Annotated in this window: 20 protein-coding genes; 11 read left to right on the top strand and 9 right to left on the bottom strand. The window is 65.0% G+C overall.

Translation table 11 applies throughout. From position 1 onward, the window contains the following. The 6 genes from tusD to ACDI39_RS00200 all read left to right on the top strand — a co-directional run bounded on the left by tusD (window position 1) and on the right by ACDI39_RS00200 (window position 3,439). Entirely contained in the window at window positions 1-393 is a 393-nt protein-coding gene (gene tusD / locus ACDI39_RS00225; RefSeq protein ID WP_225789211.1) for a sulfurtransferase complex subunit TusD, read from the top strand. Window position 394: 1 nt separating this feature from the next. Further along, window positions 395-754 (top strand): sulfurtransferase complex subunit TusC, encoded by a 360-nt coding sequence (tusC, locus tag ACDI39_RS00220; protein ID WP_225789210.1) that lies wholly within the window; start codon window positions 395-397, stop codon window positions 752-754. After that, window positions 754-1,050: a sulfurtransferase complex subunit TusB gene (gene tusB, locus ACDI39_RS00215; protein WP_225789209.1), complete on the top strand. Its 297-nt coding sequence runs from the start codon at window positions 754-756 to the stop codon at window positions 1,048-1,050. Before tusC ends, tusB begins: the two co-directional genes overlap by 1 nt. Beyond that, window positions 1,047-1,382 (top strand): TusE/DsrC/DsvC family sulfur relay protein, encoded by a 336-nt coding sequence (locus tag ACDI39_RS00210; RefSeq protein WP_225789208.1) that lies wholly within the window; start codon window positions 1,047-1,049, stop codon window positions 1,380-1,382. Before tusB ends, ACDI39_RS00210 begins: the two co-directional genes overlap by 4 nt. A gap of 14 nt (window positions 1,383-1,396) precedes the next feature. Further along, window positions 1,397-2,380 (top strand): glycosyl transferase family protein, encoded by a 984-nt coding sequence (locus ACDI39_RS00205; RefSeq protein ID WP_486539042.1) that lies wholly within the window; start codon window positions 1,397-1,399, stop codon window positions 2,378-2,380. Window positions 2,381-2,476: 96 nt separating this feature from the next. After that, complete coding sequence (locus ACDI39_RS00200) at window positions 2,477-3,439, top strand: glutathione S-transferase family protein (RefSeq protein ID WP_486537201.1); 963 nt, start codon at window positions 2,477-2,479, stop codon at window positions 3,437-3,439. An 80-nt stretch (window positions 3,440-3,519) separates the two neighbouring features. On the opposite strand, the gene cysG is transcribed toward ACDI39_RS00200, so the two are convergent. The 6 genes from cysG to ftsK form a co-directional block, all read right to left on the bottom strand. Further along, window positions 3,520-4,914, bottom strand: coding sequence for a siroheme synthase CysG (gene cysG / locus ACDI39_RS00195; RefSeq protein ID WP_486537200.1), 1,395 nt, complete (start codon window positions 4,912-4,914; stop codon window positions 3,520-3,522). Further along, window positions 4,915-6,195 carry a serine--tRNA ligase gene (serS, locus tag ACDI39_RS00190; protein WP_225789194.1) on the bottom strand — a complete coding sequence of 427 codons (1,281 nt, stop codon included), beginning with the start codon at window positions 6,193-6,195 and terminating at the stop codon, window positions 4,915-4,917. A 28-nt stretch (window positions 6,196-6,223) separates the two neighbouring features. Further along, the gene (crcB, locus tag ACDI39_RS00185; RefSeq protein ID WP_225789193.1) at window positions 6,224-6,598 is read right to left on the bottom strand and encodes a fluoride efflux transporter CrcB; all 375 of its coding nucleotides are present in this window, start codon (window positions 6,596-6,598) and stop codon (window positions 6,224-6,226) included. Next, window positions 6,595-7,920 (bottom strand): replication-associated recombination protein A, encoded by a 1,326-nt coding sequence (locus tag ACDI39_RS00180; RefSeq protein WP_225789192.1) that lies wholly within the window; start codon window positions 7,918-7,920, stop codon window positions 6,595-6,597. The genes crcB and ACDI39_RS00180 overlap by 4 nt, the downstream gene beginning before the upstream one ends. A 12-nt stretch (window positions 7,921-7,932) precedes the next feature. Continuing rightward, window positions 7,933-8,556, bottom strand: a complete 624-nt coding sequence (gene lolA / locus ACDI39_RS00175; protein WP_225789191.1) for an outer membrane lipoprotein periplasmic chaperone LolA — start codon at window positions 8,554-8,556, stop codon at window positions 7,933-7,935. A gap of 62 nt (window positions 8,557-8,618) precedes the next feature. Then, window positions 8,619-11,033, bottom strand: coding sequence for a DNA translocase FtsK (gene ftsK / locus ACDI39_RS00170; RefSeq protein ID WP_253080565.1), 2,415 nt, complete (start codon window positions 11,031-11,033; stop codon window positions 8,619-8,621). A 392-nt stretch (window positions 11,034-11,425) separates the two neighbouring features. On the opposite strand from ftsK, the gene aat reads away from it, so the two are divergent. From aat to infA, 3 genes are all read left to right on the top strand, one after another. Further along, window positions 11,426-12,106, top strand: coding sequence for a leucyl/phenylalanyl-tRNA--protein transferase (gene aat / locus ACDI39_RS00165; RefSeq protein WP_253080564.1), 681 nt, complete (start codon window positions 11,426-11,428; stop codon window positions 12,104-12,106). Window positions 12,107-12,161: 55 nt separating this feature from the next. Continuing rightward, the gene (locus tag ACDI39_RS00160; protein ID WP_225789188.1) at window positions 12,162-12,869 is read left to right on the top strand and encodes an arginyltransferase; all 708 of its coding nucleotides are present in this window, start codon (window positions 12,162-12,164) and stop codon (window positions 12,867-12,869) included. Between the two features lie 103 nt (window positions 12,870-12,972). After that, window positions 12,973-13,191, top strand: a complete 219-nt coding sequence (gene infA, locus ACDI39_RS00155) for a translation initiation factor IF-1 (protein ID WP_002553999.1) — start codon at window positions 12,973-12,975, stop codon at window positions 13,189-13,191. 88 nt (window positions 13,192-13,279) lie between these two features. On the opposite strand, the gene clpA is transcribed toward infA, so the two are convergent. Both clpA and clpS read right to left on the bottom strand, forming a co-directional pair. Continuing rightward, complete coding sequence (gene clpA / locus ACDI39_RS00150) at window positions 13,280-15,550, bottom strand: ATP-dependent Clp protease ATP-binding subunit ClpA (RefSeq protein ID WP_225789187.1); 2,271 nt, start codon at window positions 15,548-15,550, stop codon at window positions 13,280-13,282. Between the two features lie 30 nt (window positions 15,551-15,580). Next, window positions 15,581-15,943 (bottom strand): ATP-dependent Clp protease adapter ClpS, encoded by a 363-nt coding sequence (gene clpS / locus ACDI39_RS00145; protein WP_225789186.1) that lies wholly within the window; start codon window positions 15,941-15,943, stop codon window positions 15,581-15,583. Window positions 15,944-16,173: 230 nt separating this feature from the next. Here clpS and cspD point away from each other — a divergent pair, with 230 nt between their 5' ends. Further along, on the top strand, window positions 16,174-16,431 hold the full coding sequence (cspD, locus tag ACDI39_RS00140; protein ID WP_317235052.1) for a cold shock domain-containing protein CspD: 258 nt from the start codon (window positions 16,174-16,176) through the stop codon (window positions 16,429-16,431). Window positions 16,432-16,605: 174 nt separating this feature from the next. Here the strand turns inward: cspD and icd are convergent, their stop codons facing one another. Continuing rightward, window positions 16,606-17,862: an NADP-dependent isocitrate dehydrogenase gene (gene icd, locus ACDI39_RS00135; protein ID WP_225789185.1), complete on the bottom strand. Its 1,257-nt coding sequence runs from the start codon at window positions 17,860-17,862 to the stop codon at window positions 16,606-16,608. A 560-nt stretch (window positions 17,863-18,422) separates the two neighbouring features. On the opposite strand from icd, the gene ACDI39_RS00130 reads away from it, so the two are divergent. Beyond that, a complete protein-coding gene (locus ACDI39_RS00130) occupies window positions 18,423-20,648 on the top strand; it encodes an NADP-dependent isocitrate dehydrogenase (protein WP_225789184.1) in 2,226 nt (741 codons plus the stop codon). Window positions 20,649-20,737: the final 89 nt, after the last annotated feature.

Below are 20,737 nucleotides of genomic sequence, written 5' to 3'. Positions count from 1 at the left end.
ATGAAATTCGCCATCGCGGTCTTTTCCCCAGCCCATGCGCCCTCTTCGCGGCGCGCCCTGCGCTTCGCCGAGGCGGCGCTGGCCGGCGGGCACGAGATTGCCCGCCTGTTCTTCTACCAGGACGGGGTGCACAGCGCCTCGGCCAACATCGTCGCCCCCCAGGACGAACTGGACGTGGCGGCCCAATGGCGCACCTTCATCAGTGCCCACCAGCTCGACGCCGTGGTGTGCATCGCCGCGGCCCTGCGCCGGGGCGTGCTCGACGAAGCCGAGGCCAACCGCTACCAGCGTCCGGCGGTGAACCTGCCGGCACCGTGGGAGCTGTCCGGCCTGGGTCAACTGCACGAGGCGGCGCAGGTCGCCGACCGCCTGGTCTGCTTCGGAGGCGATTGAGATGGCCAAGTCCCTGCTGATCATAAGCCGCCAGGCGCCTTGGAATGGCCCGTGCGCCCGCGAGGCGCTGGATATCGCCCTGGCCGGCGGCGCCTTCGACCTGCCCCTGGGCATGCTGTTCCTCGATGATGGCGTGTTCCAGCTCGCCGCCGGCCAGCAACCCGCCGCGCTGCAACAGAAGAACCTCGCCGCCAACCTCCAGGCGCTGCCGATGTTCGGCGTCGAGGAGCTGTTCGCCTGTGGCCACAGCCTGTCCGAGCGCGGCCTGGACGCCGGCGCCCTGGAGCTGCCGGTGCAGGTGCTGGACGATGCGGCCCTGTCGGCCTTGATTGCCCGTTTCGACCAGGTGGTGACGCTCTGATGACGACCCTTCATGTAATCAGCCACTCGCCCTTCGGCGATGATCGCCTGGCCAGTTGCCTGCGCCTGCTTGGCGTCGATGACGCCCTGTTGCTATGCGGTGATGCCGTGTACGCCCTGCGTGCCGGCAGCGAGCCGTATCGTCGGCTGCAAGCGGCCGGCCTGGGCCAGCGTCTGTTCGCCCTCGACGAGGACCTGCAGGCTCGCGCCCTCACCGGCGAACTTGCCAAGGCCGTGGACTACCCGGCCTTCGTCGCGTTGTCACTGCACTACGACAAGGTCAATACCTGGCTATGAGCACCCTGACTGTCGGCGATCGGCAGATCGCCCTGGACAAGGACGGCTTCTTGGTCGACCTGCAAGACTGGTCCCGCGATGTCGCCGAGGCCCTGGCCGCGCGCGAAGATATCCCGCTGACCGAGGCCCACTGGGAAATCCTCGAGCTGCTGCGCCAGTTCTACGAGGAATACCAGCTGTCGCCGGCCACCCGCCCGCTGATCAAGTACACCGCGCTCAAGCTGGGCCCGGAGAAAGGTAACAGCCCACACCTGAACCGCCTGTTCAACGGCACGCCCGCCAAACTCGCCGCCAAGCTGGCGGGCCTGCCCAAGCCGACCAATTGCATATGACCGAACCCCGACCGCTGACCCTGGAAACCCCGGCCGAGCACCCCTTCGCCGAATTCGTGCGCATCCTCGGCAAAGGCAAGCGTGGTGCCCGCGGCCTGACCCGTGAAGAAGCCCGCGCAGCCATGACCCTGCTGCTGGAGGGCAAGGTGGAGGATACCCAGCTCGGCGCCTTCCTCATGCTCCTGCGGCACAAGGAAGAAAGCGCCGAAGAGCTGGCCGGCTTCACCGAGGCCCTGCGTGCCCAGCTGCAAGCCCCGAATATCGCCGTGGACCTGGACTGGCCCAGCTACGCCGGCAAGAAGCGCCACCTGCCCTGGTACCTGCTGGCGGCCAAGTGCCTGGCCGGCAACGGCGTGCGTATCCTCCTTCACGGCGGTGGCGCGCATACCGCCGGGCGGCTGTACACCGAGCAGTTGCTGGCCCTGCTGGAGATCCCCCTGTGCCGCGACTGGCCGTCGGTGGCCAATGCCCTGGACGAGCGCCGCCTGGCGTTCGCCCCATTGCAGGACTGGGCCCCGCCGCTGCAACGGATGATCGACCTGCGCAACACCCTCGGCCTGCGCTCGCCGATCCACTCCCTGGCCCGGGTGCTCAACCCGCTGAATGCGCGCTGCGGCCTGCAGAGTATCTTCCACCCTGGCTACCAGGCGGTGCACCGCGAAGCCAGCCGCCTGCTCGGCGACCATAGCGTAGTCATCAAGGGCGATGGTGGCGAAATCGAGATCAACCCGGACGTGGCCAGTCATCTCTATGGCACCACGGGCGGCGAAGCCTGGGATGAGGAATGGCCAGCGCTGAGCGCCCAGCGGCATGTCAAGCCGGCCAGCCTGCAGCCGGAGCACCTGCTGACGGTATGGCGCGGCGAGGCCAGGGACAGCTACGGCGAGTTGGCCGTGGTGGCGACCATGGCCCTGGCCCTGCGCGGGCTTGGCCAGGACCGTGAAACGGCCTTCGAGACGGCTCGCGGCTACTGGGCGGGTCGCAAGAACATCGAATAATTCGATCCGATCAGTGCAGTCTTTGCGCTATTCATTCGAACGCTTTTGCCTAGACTGGGCTCCAACGACCAACGATTGTGTTCCGAGGAGCTCACCATGGGCCTTTTGATCGACGGCCGCTGGCATGACCAGTGGTACCAGAACAGCAAGGACGGCGCCTTCCAGCGCGAGAATGCCCAGCGCCGCAACTCGCTGCCCGCCGCCGAAGCCGGGCGCTACCACCTGTATGTGTCGCTGGCCTGCCCCTGGGCGCACCGCACCCTGATCTTTCGCGCCCTCAAGGGCCTGGAGCCGCTGATCGACGTTTCGGTGGTCAGTTGGTTGATGGGCGAGCAAGGCTGGACCTTCGACCAGCAACAGGGCTCCACGGGCGATCAGCTGGACGACCTCCAGTACCTGCACCAGCGCTATACCCAGGACGACCCGCACTATACCGGGCGCGTGACCGTGCCGGTGCTGTGGGACAAGCAGGAACGACGTATCGTCAACAACGAGTCGGCCGAGATCATCCGCATTTTCAACAGTGCCTTCGACGAACTGACCGGCAACCGCCTGGACCTCTACCCCGAGCCGCTGCGTGCGACCATCGATACGCTCAACGAACGTATCTACCCGGCGGTGAACAACGGCGTCTACCGTGCGGGCTTCGCCACGACACAGGAGGCCTACGAGGCCGCGTTCGACGACGTGTTCAACGAGCTGGATCATCTGGAACAGCTGCTAAGCCGCCAGCGTTACCTGGCTGGCGAGTACCTGACCGAGGCCGATGTACGCCTGTTCACCACCCTGGTGCGCTTCGACGCGGTATACCACGGCCACTTCAAGTGCAACCTGCGCCGGCTCGCCGACCACCCGAACCTGTCCAACTGGTTGCGCGAGCTGTATCAGTGGCCAGGGGTGGCGGCAACGGTGAACATGGCGCATATCCAGAAGCACTACTACATGAGCCACAAGACCATCAACCCGAACGGCATCGTGCCCAAGGGGCCGCTGCAGGATTTCAACCTGGCGCATGACCGCGAGCGCCTGCCAGGCCGTGGTATCTGGCTCAAGGGCTAGGTCAGCAGAGAGCCTGGGGCCGCTTCGCAAAGCGGCCCCAGCATTTGACCAACCGTCGAGCAAGCCGCACGCAGGCCTTGTCAGCTATCCTGCTGCGCGCCCTCGAACCAGGCCAGCTTGTCACGCAACTGCACCACCTCCCCGACGATCACCAAGGTCGGCGCATGCACCTCATGCCGTGCCACCAGCTCCGGCAGGTCGGCCAGGGTGCCAGTGAACACCCGCTGGTTGCGTGTCGTCCCTTGCTGCACCAACGCTGCCGGGGTACTGGCCGCACGGCCATGGCGGATCAACTCGGCACAGATGGTCGGCAGCCCCACCAGGCCCATGTAGAACACCAGGGTCTGGGCCGGCGCTACTAGGTCATGCCACGGCAGGTTGCTGGTGCCATCCTTCAGGTGACCGGTGACGAAACGCACCGATTGGGCATAGTCCCGGTGGGTCAGCGGGATCCCGCCATAGGCGGAGCAGCCGCTGGCCGCGGTGATGCCCGGCACCACCTGGAACGGGATGCCCTCCCCAGCCAACTCCTCGATCTCCTCGCCACCACGACCGAAGATGAACGGATCGCCGCCCTTGAGCCGCAACACGCGCTTGCCCTGGCGGGCCAGGTCGACCAGCAGGCGGTTGATCTGCTCCTGGGGCACGGCATGGTCGGCGCGGCGCTTGCCCACATAGATCCGCTCGGCATCGCGCCGGCACATCTCGATGATGGCCGGCGCCACCAGGCGGTCGTAGAGCACCACGTCGGCCTGCTGCATCAGGCGCAGGGCACGGAAGGTCAGGAGGTCCGGATCGCCCGGCCCGGCACCGACCAAGTACACCTCGCCGCCTTGCTGCACCGCCGCGCCATCGACCTTGGCCTGCAACAGGCGCTCGGCCTCGCTGCCCTGCCCGGCCAGCTGGCGCTCGGCGATCGGCCCCTGAAAGACCTCCTCCCAGAAACCGCGACGCTGGTTGACGTCTGGGTACAGGGCCTTGACCTTGTCGCGAAAACGCGCCGCCAGCCCGGCCAGTTCGCCATAGGCGGCCGGGATCCAGGCCTCCAGCCTGGCACGGATCAACCGCGCCAGCACCGGTGCGTCGCCACCGCTGGACACCGCCACCACCAGGGGCGAACGGTCGACGATGGCCGGGAAGATCACCGTGCACAGCGCCGGGGCATCCACCACGTTGACCGGCAGGCAGCTGCCTTGTGCGTCCGCCGACACCTGGGCATTGAGCGTCGGGTCGTCGGTGGCCGCGATCACCAGCCGGCAGCCTTCCAGGTCGCCGACCTGGTAGCCACGCACCAGGACCTCGCCGCCCCCCTCCTGGGCCAACGCCGCCAGCTGGCTGTCGACCTGCGGCGCGACCACCCGCAGCGCGGCGCCGGCATCGGCCAGCAGACGCGCCTTGCGCAAGGCGATCTCGCCGCCGCCGACGACCAGCACGCGGCCGCCCTGCAGCTTGTGGAACAGCGGCAGGAAATCCATTTAGCCGATGACCTCGATACCACCCATGTACGGCTTGAGCACTTCCGGCACACGGATCGAACCGTCGGCCTGCTGGTAGTTCTCCAGCACCGCCACCAGGGTGCGGCCCACGGCCAGGCCGGAGCCGTTGAGGGTGTGCACCAGTTCCGGCTTGCCGGTTTCCGGGTTGCGCCAGCGCGCCTGCATGCGCCGCGCCTGGAAGTCACCACAGTTGGAGCAGGAGCTGATCTCGCGGTACTTGTCCTGGCTCGGCACCCAGACTTCCAGGTCGTAGGTCTTCACCGCACTGAAGCCCATGTCGCCGGTGCACAGGGCCAGTACGCGGTACGGCAGCTCCAGGGCCTGCAGCACGCGCTCGGCGTTGGCGGTCAGGCCCTCCAGGGCTTCCATCGACTTGGACGGCTCGACGATCTGCACCATCTCGACCTTGTCGAACTGGTGCTGGCGGATCATGCCACGGGTATCGCGGCCCGAGGCACCGGCCTCGCTGCGGAAGCACGGGGTATGGGCGACGAACTTGACCGGCAGTTGCTTGGCATCGAGGATCTCGCCGGCGACGATGTTGGTCAGCGACACCTCGGCGGTCGGGATCAGGTAGAAATCGGCCTCGTCTTCACGGGCGATCTTGAACAGGTCTTCCTCGAACTTCGGCAACTGGCCGGTGCCCTGCAGGGCCGGCGCCTGCACCAGGTACGGGGTGTAGGCTTCCTCGTAGCCGTGCTCGCGGGTGTGCAGGTCGATCATGAACTGGGCCAGGGCGCGGTGCAGGCGGGCGATCGGGCCGCGCAGCAGGGCAAAGCGGGCGCCGGAAAGCTTGGCTGCGGTCTCGAAGTCCAGGCCGCCGCTGATCTCGCCCAGAGCCACGTGGTCCTTGATCTCGAAATCGAACGCGCGCGGCGTGCCCCAGCGGCGCACCTCGACGTTGGCATCCTCGTCCGCGCCGACCGGTACGCTGGCGTCCGGCAGGTTGGGGATGGTCAGGACGATGGCGTCCAGCTCGGCCTGAATGCCGTCCAGCTCGACCTTGCCGGCGGCCAGCTCGTTGGCCATGCGCTCGACATCGGCCATCAGCGGGGCGATGTCCTCGCCCTTGGCCTTGGCCTGGCCGATGGACTTGGAACGGGCGTTACGCTCGGCCTGCAGTTGCTCGGTGCGGGTCTGCACCGCCTTGCGGCGCTCTTCCAGGGATTCGATGCGCGCGACATCCAGGCTGAAGCCACGGGAGGCCAGGCGGTCCGCCACTTCCTGAAGTTGGCCGCGTAACAGTTTGGAATCGAGCATATCGTTCTCTCGTTGTGTGTGTGTTGGTTCAGAATTTGGTCAGGGACAGGCCGGCCCAGGTGGCCAGCAGCCCGCCCACTACGCTGATACCGGTATAGCCCAGGGCCAGCGGTACTTGCCCGCTTTCCATCAGGCGCACGGTATCCAGCGAAAAGGAGGAAAAGGTCGTCAGGCCACCGAGGAAGCCCACGATCAGCCCTGCGCGCAGCTCGACCGGCGCCAGCGGCTTGTGCAGGAACAGGCCGTAGAGCAGGCCGATCAGCAGGCAGCCGACCAGATTGACCGCCAGCGTACCGGCATAGAAGTGTCGTGGCCAGTGGGCAGCGACCCAGTTGGCGGTGGCGAAGCGCAGCAGCGTGCCGGCGACGCCGCCCGCGCTGACGGCGGCGATGAGTACGATCACGGTTTTCTCCGTTGGCGGGGGCTGTTGCGGTCGAGCTCGGCCAGGTGGCGCAGCTTTTCGCCGATCTTCAGTTCCAGGCCCCGGGGTACCGGTTGGTAGTACTGGCGCGGCTCGAGCTGCTCGGGGAAGTAGTCCTCGCCGGCGGCGTAGGCATCGGGCTCGTCGTGGGCGTAGCGGTACTCCTCGCCGTAGCCCAGTTGCTTCATCAACTTGGTCGGGGCATTGCGCAGGTGCAACGGCACCTCCAGCGAGCCGTGCTCGGCCGCCTCGCGCATGGCCGCCTTGAAGCCCATGTACACCGCGTTGCTCTTCGGCGCACAGGCGATGTAGGTGATGGCCTGGGCCACCGCCAGTTCGCCTTCCGGGCTGCCCAGGCGCTCCTGCACGTCCCAGGCCGCCAGGCACAGGCTCAGGGCACGGGGGTCGGCGTTGCCGATATCCTCGCTGGCCATGCGTACCACGCGGCGGGCGATGTACAGCGGGTCGCAGCCCCCATCGAGCATGCGCGCATACCAGTACAGGGCGGCGTCCGGGTTGGAGCCGCGCACCGACTTGTGCAGCGCCGAGATCTGATCGTAGAAGGCCTCGCCGCCCTTGTCGAAGCGGCGGCGGCTGTCACCGAGCAGGCTCTGCAGCAGGTCGACGCCGATCTCGCCACCGTCCTCGGCCAGGTCCGAGGCGTTCTCCAGCAGGTTGAGCATGCGCCGGCCATCGCCGTCGGCGGCGGCCATGAGCATCTGAAAGGCTTCGTCACCGACCTGCAGCCGACGCTCGCCCAGGCCGCGCTCCTCGGTCAGGGCGCGGTTGACCAGCTTGCGCAGGGCGGCTTCGTCCAGGCTCTTGAGCACATAGACCCGGGCCCGCGACAGCAGCGCGTTGTTCAGCTCGAACGAGGGGTTCTCGGTGGTGGCGCCGATGAAGATCAGCGTGCCGTCTTCCACATAGGGCAGGAAGGCATCCTGCTGGGACTTGTTGAAGCGGTGCACCTCGTCGACGAACAGGATGGTCCGACGGCCGTACTGGCCAGCCTGCTGCTTGGCCACCTCGACCGCCTGGCGGATCTCCTTGACCCCGGCCAGCACCGCCGAGACGGTCTCGAAATGCGCATCGCAGAACTGCGCCAGCAGCCGCGCCAGGGTGGTCTTGCCGACCCCGGGTGGCCCCCAGAAGATCATCGAATGCAGCGCGCCCTGCTCCAGCGCCTCGCGCAGCGGCTTGCCGCGTGCCAGCAGGTGCTCCTGGCCGACGTACTCGTCCAGGTTGGACGGACGCAGGCGGGCGGCCAGGGGCTGGGCGACAGGTTCGCTTCGAAACAGGTCCATGATGCGCTCTCGTTACTCCTGGATGACGTCGGCGCCTTCCGGGATCTTGAACTGGAACTTGCTCGCCGGGACCGCCTCGTTGGCCTTGACCCCGTTGAACAGGATATTGGTGCGCTGCCCGACGCTGTCGATCAGTTGCATGTCGTTGATCAGCCCACGGCGGAACGACACCCGCAGCGAGTCGAACAGGGTGTCCCGGGTCTTGGGCTTGAGGGTGAAGTCCAGGACCTCGCCCTGCTCCTTGGAGGTGATGTCGAAGCTCTGGCTGATCTTCGACACGTCACCGGACAGCAGCAGCGCCGGGGTCTGGTTCAGGCGCTCGTCGAGCTTCTTGACGGTGGCCTGCTCCAGGTCCGGGTCCCACAGGGTGACCTTCTGGCCATCGGACACCACCACCTGTTCCTGGGGCGCATCGGTGTGCCAGTAGAACAGGCCTGGGCGCTTGACCGCCATCTCGCCGCTGGTCTCCTGCAGGCTGGTGCCACTGGCATCCAGGGTCAGCTGGGAGAAACGGGCAGTGATGGTCTGCGACTTTTCCAGCAATTGGGTCAGGCGCGCCACGTCCTTCTCGTCGGCATGGGCCGACACGGCGCCCAGGGCCAGGGCAGAAACCAACAGCATGCGAATCGCGCGCATGGGAATCCTCGTCGAACAGTGAATGGGCCGGGCGCCGCCTTCGGCGCCCGGCAAGGTGATCATCAATCGCGTGGGCCGCCCGGGGCAATCACTTCCCGCGAGCCGTTGCTGTTCATGGGGGTGACCACGCCAGCCATCTCCATGGCCTCGATCATCCGCGCAGCGCGGTTGTAGCCGATCTTCAGCTTGCGCTGCACCGCGGAAATGGATGCCCGACGGCTTTCCAGGACGAACTGCACCGCTTCGTCGTACAGGGCATCGGCTTCCGGATCGTCGCCATCGCCACCACCGCCACCACCACCGTCGAAGCCGCTGCCGGCCTCCTCGACACCGTTGAGGATGTCGTCGTTGTAGTCCGGTGCGCCACGCAGTTTCCAGGCCTCCACCACGCGGTGCACCTCGTCGTCGGAGACGAAGGCGCCATGCACGCGGATCGGCAGGCTGGTGCCCGGCGGCATGTAGAGCATGTCACCGTGGCCGAGCAACTGCTCGGCGCCGCCTTGATCGATGATGGTCCGCGAGTCGATCTTGCTCGACACCTGGAAGGCCATGCGGGTCGGGATGTTGGCCTTGATCAGGCCGGTGATCACATCCACCGACGGACGCTGGGTGGCGAGGATCAGGTGGATACCGGCGGCCCGCGCCTTCTGGGCGATACGGGCGATCAGCTCTTCGACCTTCTTGCCGACGATCATCATCATGTCGGCGAATTCGTCGACCACCACGACGATGGTCGGCAGGGTCTTCAGTGCCGGCGGCTCGTCGTCCATGCTCTCGCGGCGGTACAGCGGGTCGGGGATCGACTCGCCGGCCTCCTGGGCGTCCTTGATCTTGCGGTTGAAGCCGGCCAGGTTGCGCACGCCCATCGCCGCCATCAGCTTGTAGCGCCGCTCCATCTCGGCCACGCTCCAACGCAAGGCGTTGGCGGCGTCCTTCATGTCGGTGACCACCGGGCAGAGCAGGTGCGGGATGCCCTCGTAGATCGACAGCTCGAGCATCTTCGGGTCGATCATGATCAGGCGCGCGTCTTCCGGGCTGGACTTGAACAGGATCGACAGGATCATGGCGTTGACCCCCACCGACTTACCGGAACCGGTGGTACCGGCCACCAGCAGGTGGGGCATCTTGGCCAGGTCGGTGATGACCGGCTTGCCACCGATGTCATGGCCCAGGGCCAGGGTGACCGGCGACTTGGCCTCGTCGTACTGGGACGACGACAGCACCTCGGAGAAGCGCACGATCTGGCGGTTCTCGTTGGGGATCTCGATACCCACGGTGGTCTTGCCGGGGATCACCTCGACCACGCGCACACTGGTCACCGCCAGGGAGCGCGCCAGGTCCTTGGCCAGGTTGGCGATGCGGCTGACCTTGACCCCGGCCGCCGGCTGGATCTCGTAGCGGGTGATCACCGGGCCCGGGTGGATCGAGTCCACCGAGACTTCGACGCCGAATTCCTTGAGCTTGATTTCCAGCAGGTGGCCGACGCCGGCCAGCGACTCGGGCGAGTACTCGATCTTCTTCTGCTCGGCCGGGTCGAGGATGGAAATCGACGGCAGGGTCCCTTCCACGGCGCTGTCGACGAACAGCGGCGCCTGTTTTTCCTTCATCACCCGCTTGCTCGGCTCCGGCGCCTTGGCCGGGGCCGGCATGATCACCGGCGCCGGCTGCTGCTCGCGCTGGGTCACGTGCTTGTTCAGGGCTTGGTCACGCTCGATGATGCGCTCGCGGGCCTTGACCTGCTCGCGCTTGTCGGCCACCACCGGGGCGACTACTTCGTCGATCTGCTCGTCCACCTCGCGCAGTTGCGCCACCAGGCGCTTGCGCTCGTTGCGCGCCGCCCACCAGCGATTGGCCGCGCTCTGCACCAGTTCGAACAGGTCGAGGGTGATCTTGCCGGTGATGTCCATCACCTTGAACCAGGACAGGTCGGTGAAGACGGTCAGGCCGAACAGGAACAGGGCGATGAACATCAGCGTGCTGCCCTGCACGTTGAGCAGGTTGCGCGCCAGGTCGCCCAGGCTTTCGCCCAGCGCGCCACCGGCGGAGAACGGCAAGCTTGCCGGCGGATGGAAATGGATATGCGCCAGCGCCGCGCCCGACAGCACCAGGAACACCAGGCCGATCAGCCGCCAGGAGAACAGCCAGCCGCTCCACTGCCAGGGCTGGTGGCGTTCGCGGAAGATCTGCCAGGTCTTGATCGCCAGCAGCAGCGGGAAGATGTAGGCGAAATACCCCAGCACCATGAACAGGATATCGGCGAAGTAGGCACCGGCACGGCCGGCGGCGTTCTGCACCTGCTCGACGTTGCTGGTGTGGCTGAAGCCCGGATCCGCCGTGTCGTAGGTCAGCAGTGCCATCCACAGGTACAGGCACAGGGCGCCGACGGCGATCAGTGCGCCTTCCTTGAGGCGGTAATGCAGCTGCTGCCGCCACAGGGGCACGGGCAAGGGGGTCGGGGTTGCGGTGGATTTCTTCAAAACGCGTCTATTCCTGCGCTTGCTGCGCGTCCAGTAGTGATCGACCCGGTGACCGGTCGACGAACCACTACTTTTAACATTACTGCCCGCCAGCCGCCATGGCGGCACGCCATACGGGGCGTGAACGGGGGCCAATTTCCTATGCCTGCAATTTGAGCACGCATTTTCTTTCGTGACAAAGGCTTATGCTGTGTTTTTGCACAGGTATGACAGCAAATGTCCGGGTTGGTGCCGGATGGCGGGCGATTGTGTAGGAAATCTTCCATTGCATGCATGAGCAAGCGTCAATCGGTGCCGCCCCCCTGCCACACGCTCTTACAAGACCATGCATTGACCTGCAACCACCGCCGCGCCATGCTCTTCACCCTCCCCTCCCCCACCGCCGAAAGACAATGCTCACCTGGTTGACCCGTGACTCGCTCACCTTCCCGCCCCTGGAAAAAGCCCTGCACGAGCCCAACGGCCTGCTCGCCGCCGGCGGCGACCTGAGCCCGGAGCGATTGGTGCAGGCCTATCGCCATGGTTGCTTCCCCTGGTACCAAGACGGCCAACCGATCCTCTGGTGGTCACCCGACCCACGCACCGTGCTGTTCCCGGACGAGCTGCACGTGTCTCGCTCACTGGCCAAACTGATGCGCCAAGGCCGCTACCAGGTCACCTTCGACACCGACTTCCCGGCGGTGATCGCCGCCTGCGCCGCCCCCCGCGACTATGCCGACGGCACCTGGATCACCGACAACATGCGCGCCGCCTATTGCGAGCTGCATCGGCGCGGCATCGCCCACTCGGTGGAGGTACGCCAGGAGGGCGAGCTGGTCGGCGGCCTGTATGGCCTGGCCATGGGCCGGCTATTCTTCGGCGAATCGATGTTCAGCCGCGCCGACAATGCCTCCAAGGTGGGCTTCGCGACGCTGGTCGAGCACCTGCGGCAGGCCGGCTTCGTGCTGATCGACTGCCAGATGCCGACCAACCACCTGCACAGCTTCGGCGCCCGCGCCATCAGCCGCGCCAGCTTCGCCGACCACCTGGCGCGCTACCTGGACCAACCCAGCGGCGCCACCTGGGTGCGCTAGGCGAGTTCTGCCAGCTGGCTTACACTTAAGGCAAAGTCTTGCCGAGGGGTCGATCATGACAGAGTTGGCGCGGTTGAAGTTCTATGCCACTCAGCCCCACTCCTGCAGCTACCTCCCGGACGAGCAGGCCACTACCCTGTTCCTCGATCCCAGCCAACCGATGGACGTGCATGTGTACGCCGACCTGTCGGAAATGGGCTTTCGCCGCAGTGGCGACCACCTGTATCGCCCCCATTGCCAGCACTGCAATGCCTGCGTGCCAGCGCGCATCCCGGCCGCGCGCTTCATCCCCAACCGCCAGCAACGGCGTATCCTCAAGCGCAACGCCGACCTCACCGTCAGCGCCGCACGCCCGGCGTTCAAGGAAGAGTATTTCGACCTGTACCGGCGCTATATCGAGCAGCGCCATGCCGACGGTGACATGTACCCGCCAAGCCGCGACCAGTTCTCCACCTTCCTGGTGCGCGACCTGCCGTTCTGCTGGTTCTACGAGTTCCGCCTGGAAGGCAGGCTGATGGCAGTGGCGGTGTGCGACCTGCTGCCCAACGGCCTGTCGGCGGTCTACACCTTCTACGAGCCCGAGGAAGAACGCCGCAGCCTGGGCCGCTACGCCATCCTCTGGCAGATCACCGAGGCGCTGCGGCAGAACCTCGACGCGGTCTACCTCGGCTACTGGATCAAGAACTGCAAGAAAATGAACTACAAGACCCAGTACCGCCCCATCGAACTGCTGATCAACCAGCGCTGGGTCACCCTCAATTGAAAGCATTGGCTTGAAACACAGTTTTCGGGCATAATCCACGCCACTTTTTTTGCCCGATGCAGTGGTGCGTCGGGCCGTCACTGGATACCGAGGGCTTTACTGCATGTCGAAAGAAGACAGCTTCGAAATGGAAGGTACTGTCGTCGACACCCTGCCCAACACCATGTTCCGCGTGGAGTTGGAAAACGGGCACGTCGTAACCGCGCACATCTCCGGCAAGATGCGCAAGAACTACATCCGCATTCTCACTGGCGACAAGGTCCGCGTCGAACTGACGCCGTACGACCTGAGCAAGGGCCGCATCACCTACCGCGCGCGCTAAGCTCAAGCCAATGAAAAGCCCGGCCATGTGCCGGGCTTTTTCATGGATTACGAGAAACCGGGGCCGCAAAGCGGCCCCGTTACTACGGTCACGCCACCTCGGCCGTGGTCTCGAAGTCGAACACCAGCTCGCCATCGCGCAGGTCGATGTGCACCACCCCGCCGTGCTCGGCCAGCTCGCCGAACAGGATCTCCTCGGCCAGCGGCCGCTTGATCTTGTCCTGGATGAGCCGTGCCATCGGCCGCGCGCCCATCTGCACGTCGTAACCGGTGGTCGCCAGCCAGCCGCGGGCATCGTCGCTGACTTCCAGCAGTACACGCTTGTCTTCCAGCTGCGCCTGCAGTTCGATGAGGAACTTGTCGACGATGCTCTTGATCGTCTCGTGGCTCAGGCGGCCGAACTGGATGATGGTGTCCAGGCGGTTGCGGAACTCCGGCGTGAAGCTCTTGCGGATGACTTCCATGGCGTCGGAGGTATGGTCCTGCTGGGTGAAGCCGATCGAGGCCCGCGCGGCGGTCTCGGCGCCGGCGTTGGTGGTCATGATCAGGATCACGTTGCGAAAATCCGCCTTGCGCCCGTTGTTGTCGGTCAGGGTGCCGTGGTCCATCACCTGCAGCAGCAGGTTGAAGACTTCCGGGTGGGCCTTCTCGATCTCGTCGAGCAACAACACGCAATGCGGCTGCTTGGTGATCGCCTCGGTCAGCAGACCGCCCTGGTCGAACCCGACGTAGCCGGGCGGCGCACCGATCAGGCGCGACACGGTATGCCGCTCCATGTACTCGGACATGTCGAAGCGCACCAGCTCGACACCCAGGGCTTTGGCCAACTGGCGCGCCACCTCGGTCTTGCCCACGCCGGTAGGGCCGGCGAAGAGGAACGAACCGACCGGCTTGTCGGGCGCCTTGAGCCCGGCACGCGAGAGCTTGATCGCCGTGGCCAGCGAGTCGATCGCCGCGTCCTGGCCGAACACCGTGAGCTTGAGGTCACGCTCGAGGTTGCGCAGCAGCTCCTTGTCGGAGCTGGTGACATGCTTCGGTGGAATCCGCGCGATCTTGGCGACGATGTCCTCGACCTGCGGCACGTCGATGCGCTTGACGCGGCTGTCCTCCGGCTGCAGGCGCTGATAGGCGCCGGCCTCGTCGATCACGTCGATGGCCTTGTCCGGCATGTGCCGGTCATTGATGTAGCGTGCGGCCAGTTCCGCCGCGGCACGCAGGGCCTCGTCGCTGTACTCGATGTTGTGGTGGCTCTCGAAGCGGCCTTTCAGGCCACGCAGGATACCCACGGTGTCTTCCACCGACGGCTCGGTGACGTCGACCTTCTGGAAACGCCGCGCCAAGGCACGGTCCTTCTCGAAGATGCCACGGAACTCCTGGAAGGTGGTCGAACCGATGCAGCGGATGTCACCGGACGACAGCAACGGCTTGAGCAGGTTGGACGCATCCATCACCCCTCCCGACGCCGCGCCGGCACCGATGATGGTGTGGATCTCGTCGATGAACAGGATCGCCTGCGGGCGCTTGCGCAGTTCGCCAAGCAAAGCCTTGAAGCGCTTTTCGAAATCGCCCCGGTACTTGGTGCCAGCCAGCAGGGCACCCAGGTCGAGGGAGTACACCACGCTCTGGGCCAGCAGGTCCGGGACCTGGCCATCGACGATGCGCTTGGCCAGGCCTTCGGCGATGGCGGTCTTGCCCACCCCGGCCTCGCCGACCAGCAGCGGGTTGTTCTTGCGCCGGCGGGCGAGGATCTGGGCGACCCGCTCGACTTCCTGCTCGCGCCCCACCAGTGGGTCGATGCGGCCCAGACGGGCCAGTTCGTTCAGGTTGCTGGCATAGGCGTCCAGCGGATTGCCCGAGGACGCGGCCTCGCCGCCCTCCTCGTCCTGCATGTCCTGGTCGCCTTCGCTGTGCGGCCCATGACCCGGCACCTTGGAGATGCCATGGGCGATGTAGTTGACCACGTCGATGCGGGCCACGCTCTGCTGCTTGAGCAGGAACACGGCCTGGCTTTCCTGTTCGCTGAAGATCGCCACCAGCACGTTGGCGCCGGTGACTTCGCGCTTGCCGGAGCTCTGCACATGGAACACGGCACGCTGCAGTACACGCTGGAAGCCCAGGGTCGGCTGGGTCTCGCGGTCCTCGTCATGCACGGGGATCAGCGGCGTGGTGGAATCGATGAACTCCTGCAGGTCGTGCTTGAGCTTGTCGAGATTGGCGCCACAGGCGCGCAGAACGGTCGCGGCGGCCTCGTTGTCAAGGAGTGCCAGCAGCAGATGCTCGACGGTCATGAATTCATGACGCTTCGAACGGGCCTCCTTGAAGGCCAGATTGAGGGTGACTTCGAGCTCGCGGTTTAACATAGCTTCACCTCATACCCAAGTGGTCGGCGATTAACCGTCCTTCTCGATTTCACAGAGTAGCGGATGCTGGCTTTCCCTGGCGTATTGGTTGACCTGCATGGCCTTGGTCTCGGCGATGTCGCGGGTAAACAATCCGCACACTGCCCGCCCTTCGGTGTGGACGGTCAGCATGATCTTGGTCGCCAGCTCGCGGTTCAGATTGAAGAACGTCTCGAGCACTTCGACGACGAAATCCATCGGTGTGTAGTCATCGTTGAACAAAACCACCTTGTACATCGGTGGCGCCTGCAGGATCGGCTTGGCTTCCTGTACCGCCAGACCGGAGCCGTCGTCCTCGTTAGATTGCGGGCGATCCTGATTGAATGTTAGTCGAATCTGGCTGAGTGGATGCATGGAAAGAATTTCATCATATCGACAGGTTAAGGTAGTGGGTTGACCGCGAAGGCCGCGCCCGGCGCGGGCGCCGTCTGACCTTGACTATCGGCAAAACGGTGTTACAACCAATAAGAACCCACCGTGGTCGATAAAGATCCGCGCAGTCAACCAGATTTTTTCGCATGGTTCGTATGCGGATGACGTGGATGATACTCCAGTGATGGAGTCCTTTGCAGAGGGACATGAGGATGGCGAGCGGTAAAGTCAAGTGGTTCAACAATGCCAAGGGCTATGGATTCGTCAATGAGGAGGGCAAGAGCGAAGACCTGTTCGCCCACTATTCGCATATCCAGATGGACGGCTACAAGACGCTCAAGGCCGGCCAGCCCGTGACCTTCGATATCGTCCAGGGCCCCAAGGGCCTGCACGCGGTGAATATCTGCGGTGCCGGCGCCACGGCCGCGAAGGCCGAAGCCCAGCCTGTGGCGAATACCGTCCAGGCCTGATCCACACAGCCTTCTGCAGGCACATCGGGAACCGGCCAGCCCTCGCAGGGCTGGCCGGTTTTCATTTGTTGCCTAAATTAGAACGAAACCTGACCCAGTGTTTTTAGGGGCGCCCCTGTGGGAGCGGCCTTGTGTCGCGAAAGGGCTGCAACGCAGCCCCAACGACCCGCGCCTTCACATGTGCTTGATCATCTCGTCACCGAAGCCCGAGCTGCCGACCAGCGTGGCCCCGTCCATCAGGCGTTCGAAGTCATAGGTAACGGTCTTGGCCGCGATGGCGCCATTGGTTCCCTTGATGATCAGGTCGGCCGCCTCGGTCCAGCCCATGTGCCGCAACATCATCTCCGCCGAGAGGATCACCGAGCCTGGGTTGACCTTGTCCTGCCCGGCGTACTTGGGCGCGGTGCCATGGGTCGCCTCGAACATGGCCACGGTGTCGGACAGGTTGGCCCCCGGCGCGATGCCGATGCCGCCCACCTCCGCCGCCAGGGCGTCGGAGAGGTAGTCGCCGTTGAGGTTGAGGGTGGCGATCACGTCATACTCGGCCGGGCGCAGCAGGATCTGCTGGAGCATGGCATCGGCGATGGCGTCCTTGACCACGATGTCGCGGCCAGTCCTGGGGTTCTTGAACGTCATCCAGGGGCCGCCATCGAGCAACTCGGCCTTGAACTCGTCGCGCGCCACCTCGTAGCCCCAGTCCTTGAAGGCGCCTTCGGTGAACTTCATGATATTGCCCTTGTGCACCAGGGTCACCGACTCGCGGTCGTTGTCCACGGCGTACTGCAACGCCTTGCGCACCAGGCGCTTGGTGCCCTCCTCGGAGACTGGCTTGACGCCGATGCCGCAGTTCTGGTCGAAGCGGATCTTGGTGACGCCCATTTCCTCCTTGAGGAACTTGATCACCTTGTTCGCCTCGGGCGAGCCGGCCTTCCACTCGATGCCGGCATAGATGTCCTCGGAGTTCTCGCGGAAGATCACCATGTCGACGTCGCCAGGCTTCTTCACTGGGCTGGGCACGCCCTGGAACCACAGCACCGGACGCAGGCAGACATACAAGTCCAGTTGCTGGCGCAGGGCCACGTTGAGCGAGCGAATGCCGCCGCCCACCGGGGTGGTCAGCGGCCCCTTGATCGACACCACGTACTCGCGCACCGCGTCGAGGGTTTCCTGGGGCAGCCAGGTGTCCTGGTCATAGACCTGAGTGGCTTTTTCGCCGGCATACACCTCCATCCAGGCGATCTTGCGCTTGCCGCCGTAGGCCTTCTGCACGGCGGCATCCACCACCTTGATCATCACCGGCGTGACATCGATGCCAATGCCGTCGCCCTCGATGTAGGGGATGATGGGGTTGTCTGGAACGTTGAGCGAATGGTCTGCATTGACGGTGATCTTGGTGCCTTCTGCCGGAACCTTGATTTTCTGGTATCCCATGCTGCACTACTCCGCTTGCCAAGTGTGATTGGACATCCTGCGATCCATTGAGCCTAAACCAGCTTTTCCGGGCTGCAAGCTTCAAGCTGCAAGCGGCAAGCTGATCGGCGCTGGATTCAATGACGGGCACGCCTCCAAAACCGCGCCGACCGCAAGCTCAGCCACACCGCATAGCCGCTTTTTCTTGCCGCTTGCAGCTTGAAGCTTGCAGCCCCTCGAGCCTGCGGCATCACGCCACATTGCTCCTACGCCTTTGGTCTTATAAGTGAATCGATATCACTTCGCCTTGCTGATTAGGCCGAAGGGTTTGGTATACTCCGGCGCTGACCGCAGGGTCATTGGGGCGAACCCTTGGAAAAACGCGGCTCGCCCTCGGCCATCAACGGCCAAAAAGCCTGGGCCGTTACCGCGACCCAGCCGTTTGACGCTCGACTGATGCATCCACCATCACCGCTCGTAGCCTCTCGACCAATTGCCCATGGCGCCGCCAGGGCGAAGCGCCTACCCTGCGCACCTCGAGACTTCGAGCACGCTCAGCAAAACAGAGAGTTAACCCGCATATGCCCACCCGTTCCAAGATCATCTACACCTTCACCGACGAAGCTCCCGCCCTCGCCACCTACTCACTGCTGCCAATCATCGAAGCCTTCACCGCTTGCGCTGACATCGCCGTCGAAACCCGCGATATCTCCCTCGCTGGCCGTATCCTCGCCGCGTTCCCCGAGCAGCTCGGTGCCGAGAAGCAGGTAGGCGATCACCTGGCGGAACTGGGCCAGCTGGCCACCACCCCGCAAGCCAACATCATCAAGCTGCCGAACATCAGCGCCTCGGTACCGCAGCTCAAGGCCGCGATCAAGGAACTGCAGGGCAAGGGCTACAACATCCCCGACTACGCCGACGAGCCGGCCACCGAGGCCGAGAAGGAAGCCCGCGCGCGCTACGACCGCATCAAGGGCAGCGCCGTGAACCCGGTCCTGCGTGAAGGCAACTCCGACCGCCGCGCCCCGCTGTCGGTCAAGAACTACGCCCGCAAGCACCCGCACAAGATGGGCGCCTGGGCCGCCGACTCCAAGTCCCACGTGGCGCACATGAGCCAGGGCGACTTCTACGGCAGCGAAAAGGCCGCGCTGATCGAGGCCGATGACAGCCTGCGCATCGAGCTGGTCGGCAAGGACGGCGCCACCACCGTCCTGAAGGAAAAGACCCCGGTCAAGGCCGCCGAAGTCATCGACTGCGCCGTCATGAGCCGCAAGGCCCTGAAAGCCTTCATCGCCGAGCAGATCGCCGACGCCAAGGCCTCCGGCGTGCTGCTGTCGGTCCACCTGAAGGCGACCATGATGAAGGTCTCCGACCCGATCATGTTCGGCGTCATCGTCGAGGAGTTCTACAACGACGTGCTGGCCAAGCACGCCGCCGCCCTGGCCGAGGTAGGCTTCAACGCCAACAACGGCATCGGCGACCTGTACGCCCGCATCAAGGACCTGCCAGCCGACAAGCAGGCCGAGATCGAAGCCGACGTCCAGGCCCTGTACGCCGTCCGTCCGGCCCTGGCCATGGTCAACTCCGACAAGGGCATCACCAACCTGCACGTGCCGAGCGACGTCATCGTCGACGCCTCGATGCCGGCCATGATCCGTGACTCGGGCAAGATGTGGAACGCCGCGGGCGAACTGCAGGACACCAAGGCAGTCATCCCTGACCGTTGCTACGCCGGCATCTACCAGGCCGTGATCGAGGACTGCAAGGCCAACGGCGCCTTCGACCCGACCACCATGGGCAGCGTGCCGAACGTTGGCCTGATGGCGCAGAAGGCCGAGGAATACGGCTCCCACGACAAGACCTTCCAGATCAAGGCCGACGGCGTCGTGCGCGTGGTCGACGGCAAGGGCCAGGTGCTGCTGGAGCAGAACGTCGAGGCCGGCGATATCTTCCGCATGTGCCAGACCAAGGACGCGCCGATCCAGGACTGGGTCAAGCTGGCCGTCAACCGCGCTCGCCTGAGCGACACCCCGGCGGTGTTCTGGCTGGACCCCGCCCGCGCCCACGACGGCGTGATGATCGAGAAGGTCCAGAAGTACCTGAAGGACCACGACACCAGCGGCCTGGACATCCGTATCCTGGCACCGGTCGAGGCCATCAAGTTCTCCCTGGCGCGCATCCGCGAAGGCAAGGACACCATCTCGGTGACCGGCAACGTACTGCGTGACTACCTGACCGACCTGTTCCCGATCATGGAGCTGGGCACCAGCGCCAAGATGCTGTCGATCGTTCCGCTGATGAATGGCGGCGGCCTGTTCGAGACCGGTGCCGGCGGTTCGGCGCCCAAGCACGTGCAGCAGCTGGTCGAAGAGAACTTCCTGCGCTGGGATTCGCTGGGCGAGTTCCTGGCCCTGGCCGCTTCCCTGGAGCACCTGGGCAACGCCTACGCCAACCCACGCGCCAAGGTCCTGGCCAACACCCTGGACCAGGCCACCGGCAAGTTCCTCGACGGCAACAAGTCGCCAGCACGCAAGGTCGGCAACATCGACAACCGCGGCAGCCACTTCTACCTGACCCTGTACTGGGCCGAAGCCCTGGCCGCGCAGAGCGACGATGCCGCCCTGCAGGCGCGCTTCGCCCCACTGGCCAAGGCCCTGGCCGAGAACGAGGCGACCATCGTCGCCGAGCTCAACGCCGTGCAGGGCAAGCCGGCCGACATCGGTGGCTACTACGCCCCGGATGCCGAGCTGACCAGCAAGGTGATGCGCCCGAGCCAGACCTTCAACAGCGCGATCGCCGCACTGTAAGGTTCGCTTGACGTAACAGCGCAAACCCCGGCCACGCACCGGGGTTTGTGCTTTTTCAGCTTCGAGTTTCGAGCTGCAAGCGGCAAGAG

The sequence above is a fragment of the Pseudomonas sp. Tun-23181 genome (assembly GCF_057415455.1).
The sequence above is the reverse complement of the archived record's forward strand: the minus strand, read 5'-3'. Positions and strand labels throughout refer to the sequence as shown.

Coding starts and splice junctions, on each gene's coding strand:
- infA (WP_002553999.1), top strand. CDS start 12,973: ATGTCGAAAGAAGACAGCTTCGAAATGGAAGGTACTGTCGTCGACACC.
- clpS (WP_225789186.1), bottom strand. CDS start 15,943: ATGCATCCACTCAGCCAGATTCGACTAACATTCAATCAGGATCGCCCG.
- icd (WP_225789185.1), bottom strand. CDS start 17,862: ATGGGATACCAGAAAATCAAGGTTCCGGCAGAAGGCACCAAGATCACC.
- tusD (WP_225789211.1), top strand. CDS start 1: ATGAAATTCGCCATCGCGGTCTTTTCCCCAGCCCATGCGCCCTCTTCG.
- tusB (WP_225789209.1), top strand. CDS start 754: ATGACGACCCTTCATGTAATCAGCCACTCGCCCTTCGGCGATGATCGC.
- lolA (WP_225789191.1), bottom strand. CDS start 8,556: ATGCGCGCGATTCGCATGCTGTTGGTTTCTGCCCTGGCCCTGGGCGCC.
- ACDI39_RS00130 (WP_225789184.1), top strand. CDS start 18,423: ATGCCCACCCGTTCCAAGATCATCTACACCTTCACCGACGAAGCTCCC.
- ACDI39_RS00210 (WP_225789208.1), top strand. CDS start 1,047: ATGAGCACCCTGACTGTCGGCGATCGGCAGATCGCCCTGGACAAGGAC.
- ACDI39_RS00200 (WP_486537201.1), top strand. CDS start 2,477: ATGGGCCTTTTGATCGACGGCCGCTGGCATGACCAGTGGTACCAGAAC.
- serS (WP_225789194.1), bottom strand. CDS start 6,195: ATGCTCGATTCCAAACTGTTACGCGGCCAACTTCAGGAAGTGGCGGAC.
- aat (WP_253080564.1), top strand. CDS start 11,426: ATGCTCACCTGGTTGACCCGTGACTCGCTCACCTTCCCGCCCCTGGAA.
- clpA (WP_225789187.1), bottom strand. CDS start 15,550: ATGTTAAACCGCGAGCTCGAAGTCACCCTCAATCTGGCCTTCAAGGAG.
- tusC (WP_225789210.1), top strand. CDS start 395: ATGGCCAAGTCCCTGCTGATCATAAGCCGCCAGGCGCCTTGGAATGGC.
- ACDI39_RS00180 (WP_225789192.1), bottom strand. CDS start 7,920: ATGGACCTGTTTCGAAGCGAACCTGTCGCCCAGCCCCTGGCCGCCCGC.
- cysG (WP_486537200.1), bottom strand. CDS start 4,914: ATGGATTTCCTGCCGCTGTTCCACAAGCTGCAGGGCGGCCGCGTGCTG.
- cspD (WP_317235052.1), top strand. CDS start 16,174: ATGGCGAGCGGTAAAGTCAAGTGGTTCAACAATGCCAAGGGCTATGGA.
- ACDI39_RS00160 (WP_225789188.1), top strand. CDS start 12,162: ATGACAGAGTTGGCGCGGTTGAAGTTCTATGCCACTCAGCCCCACTCC.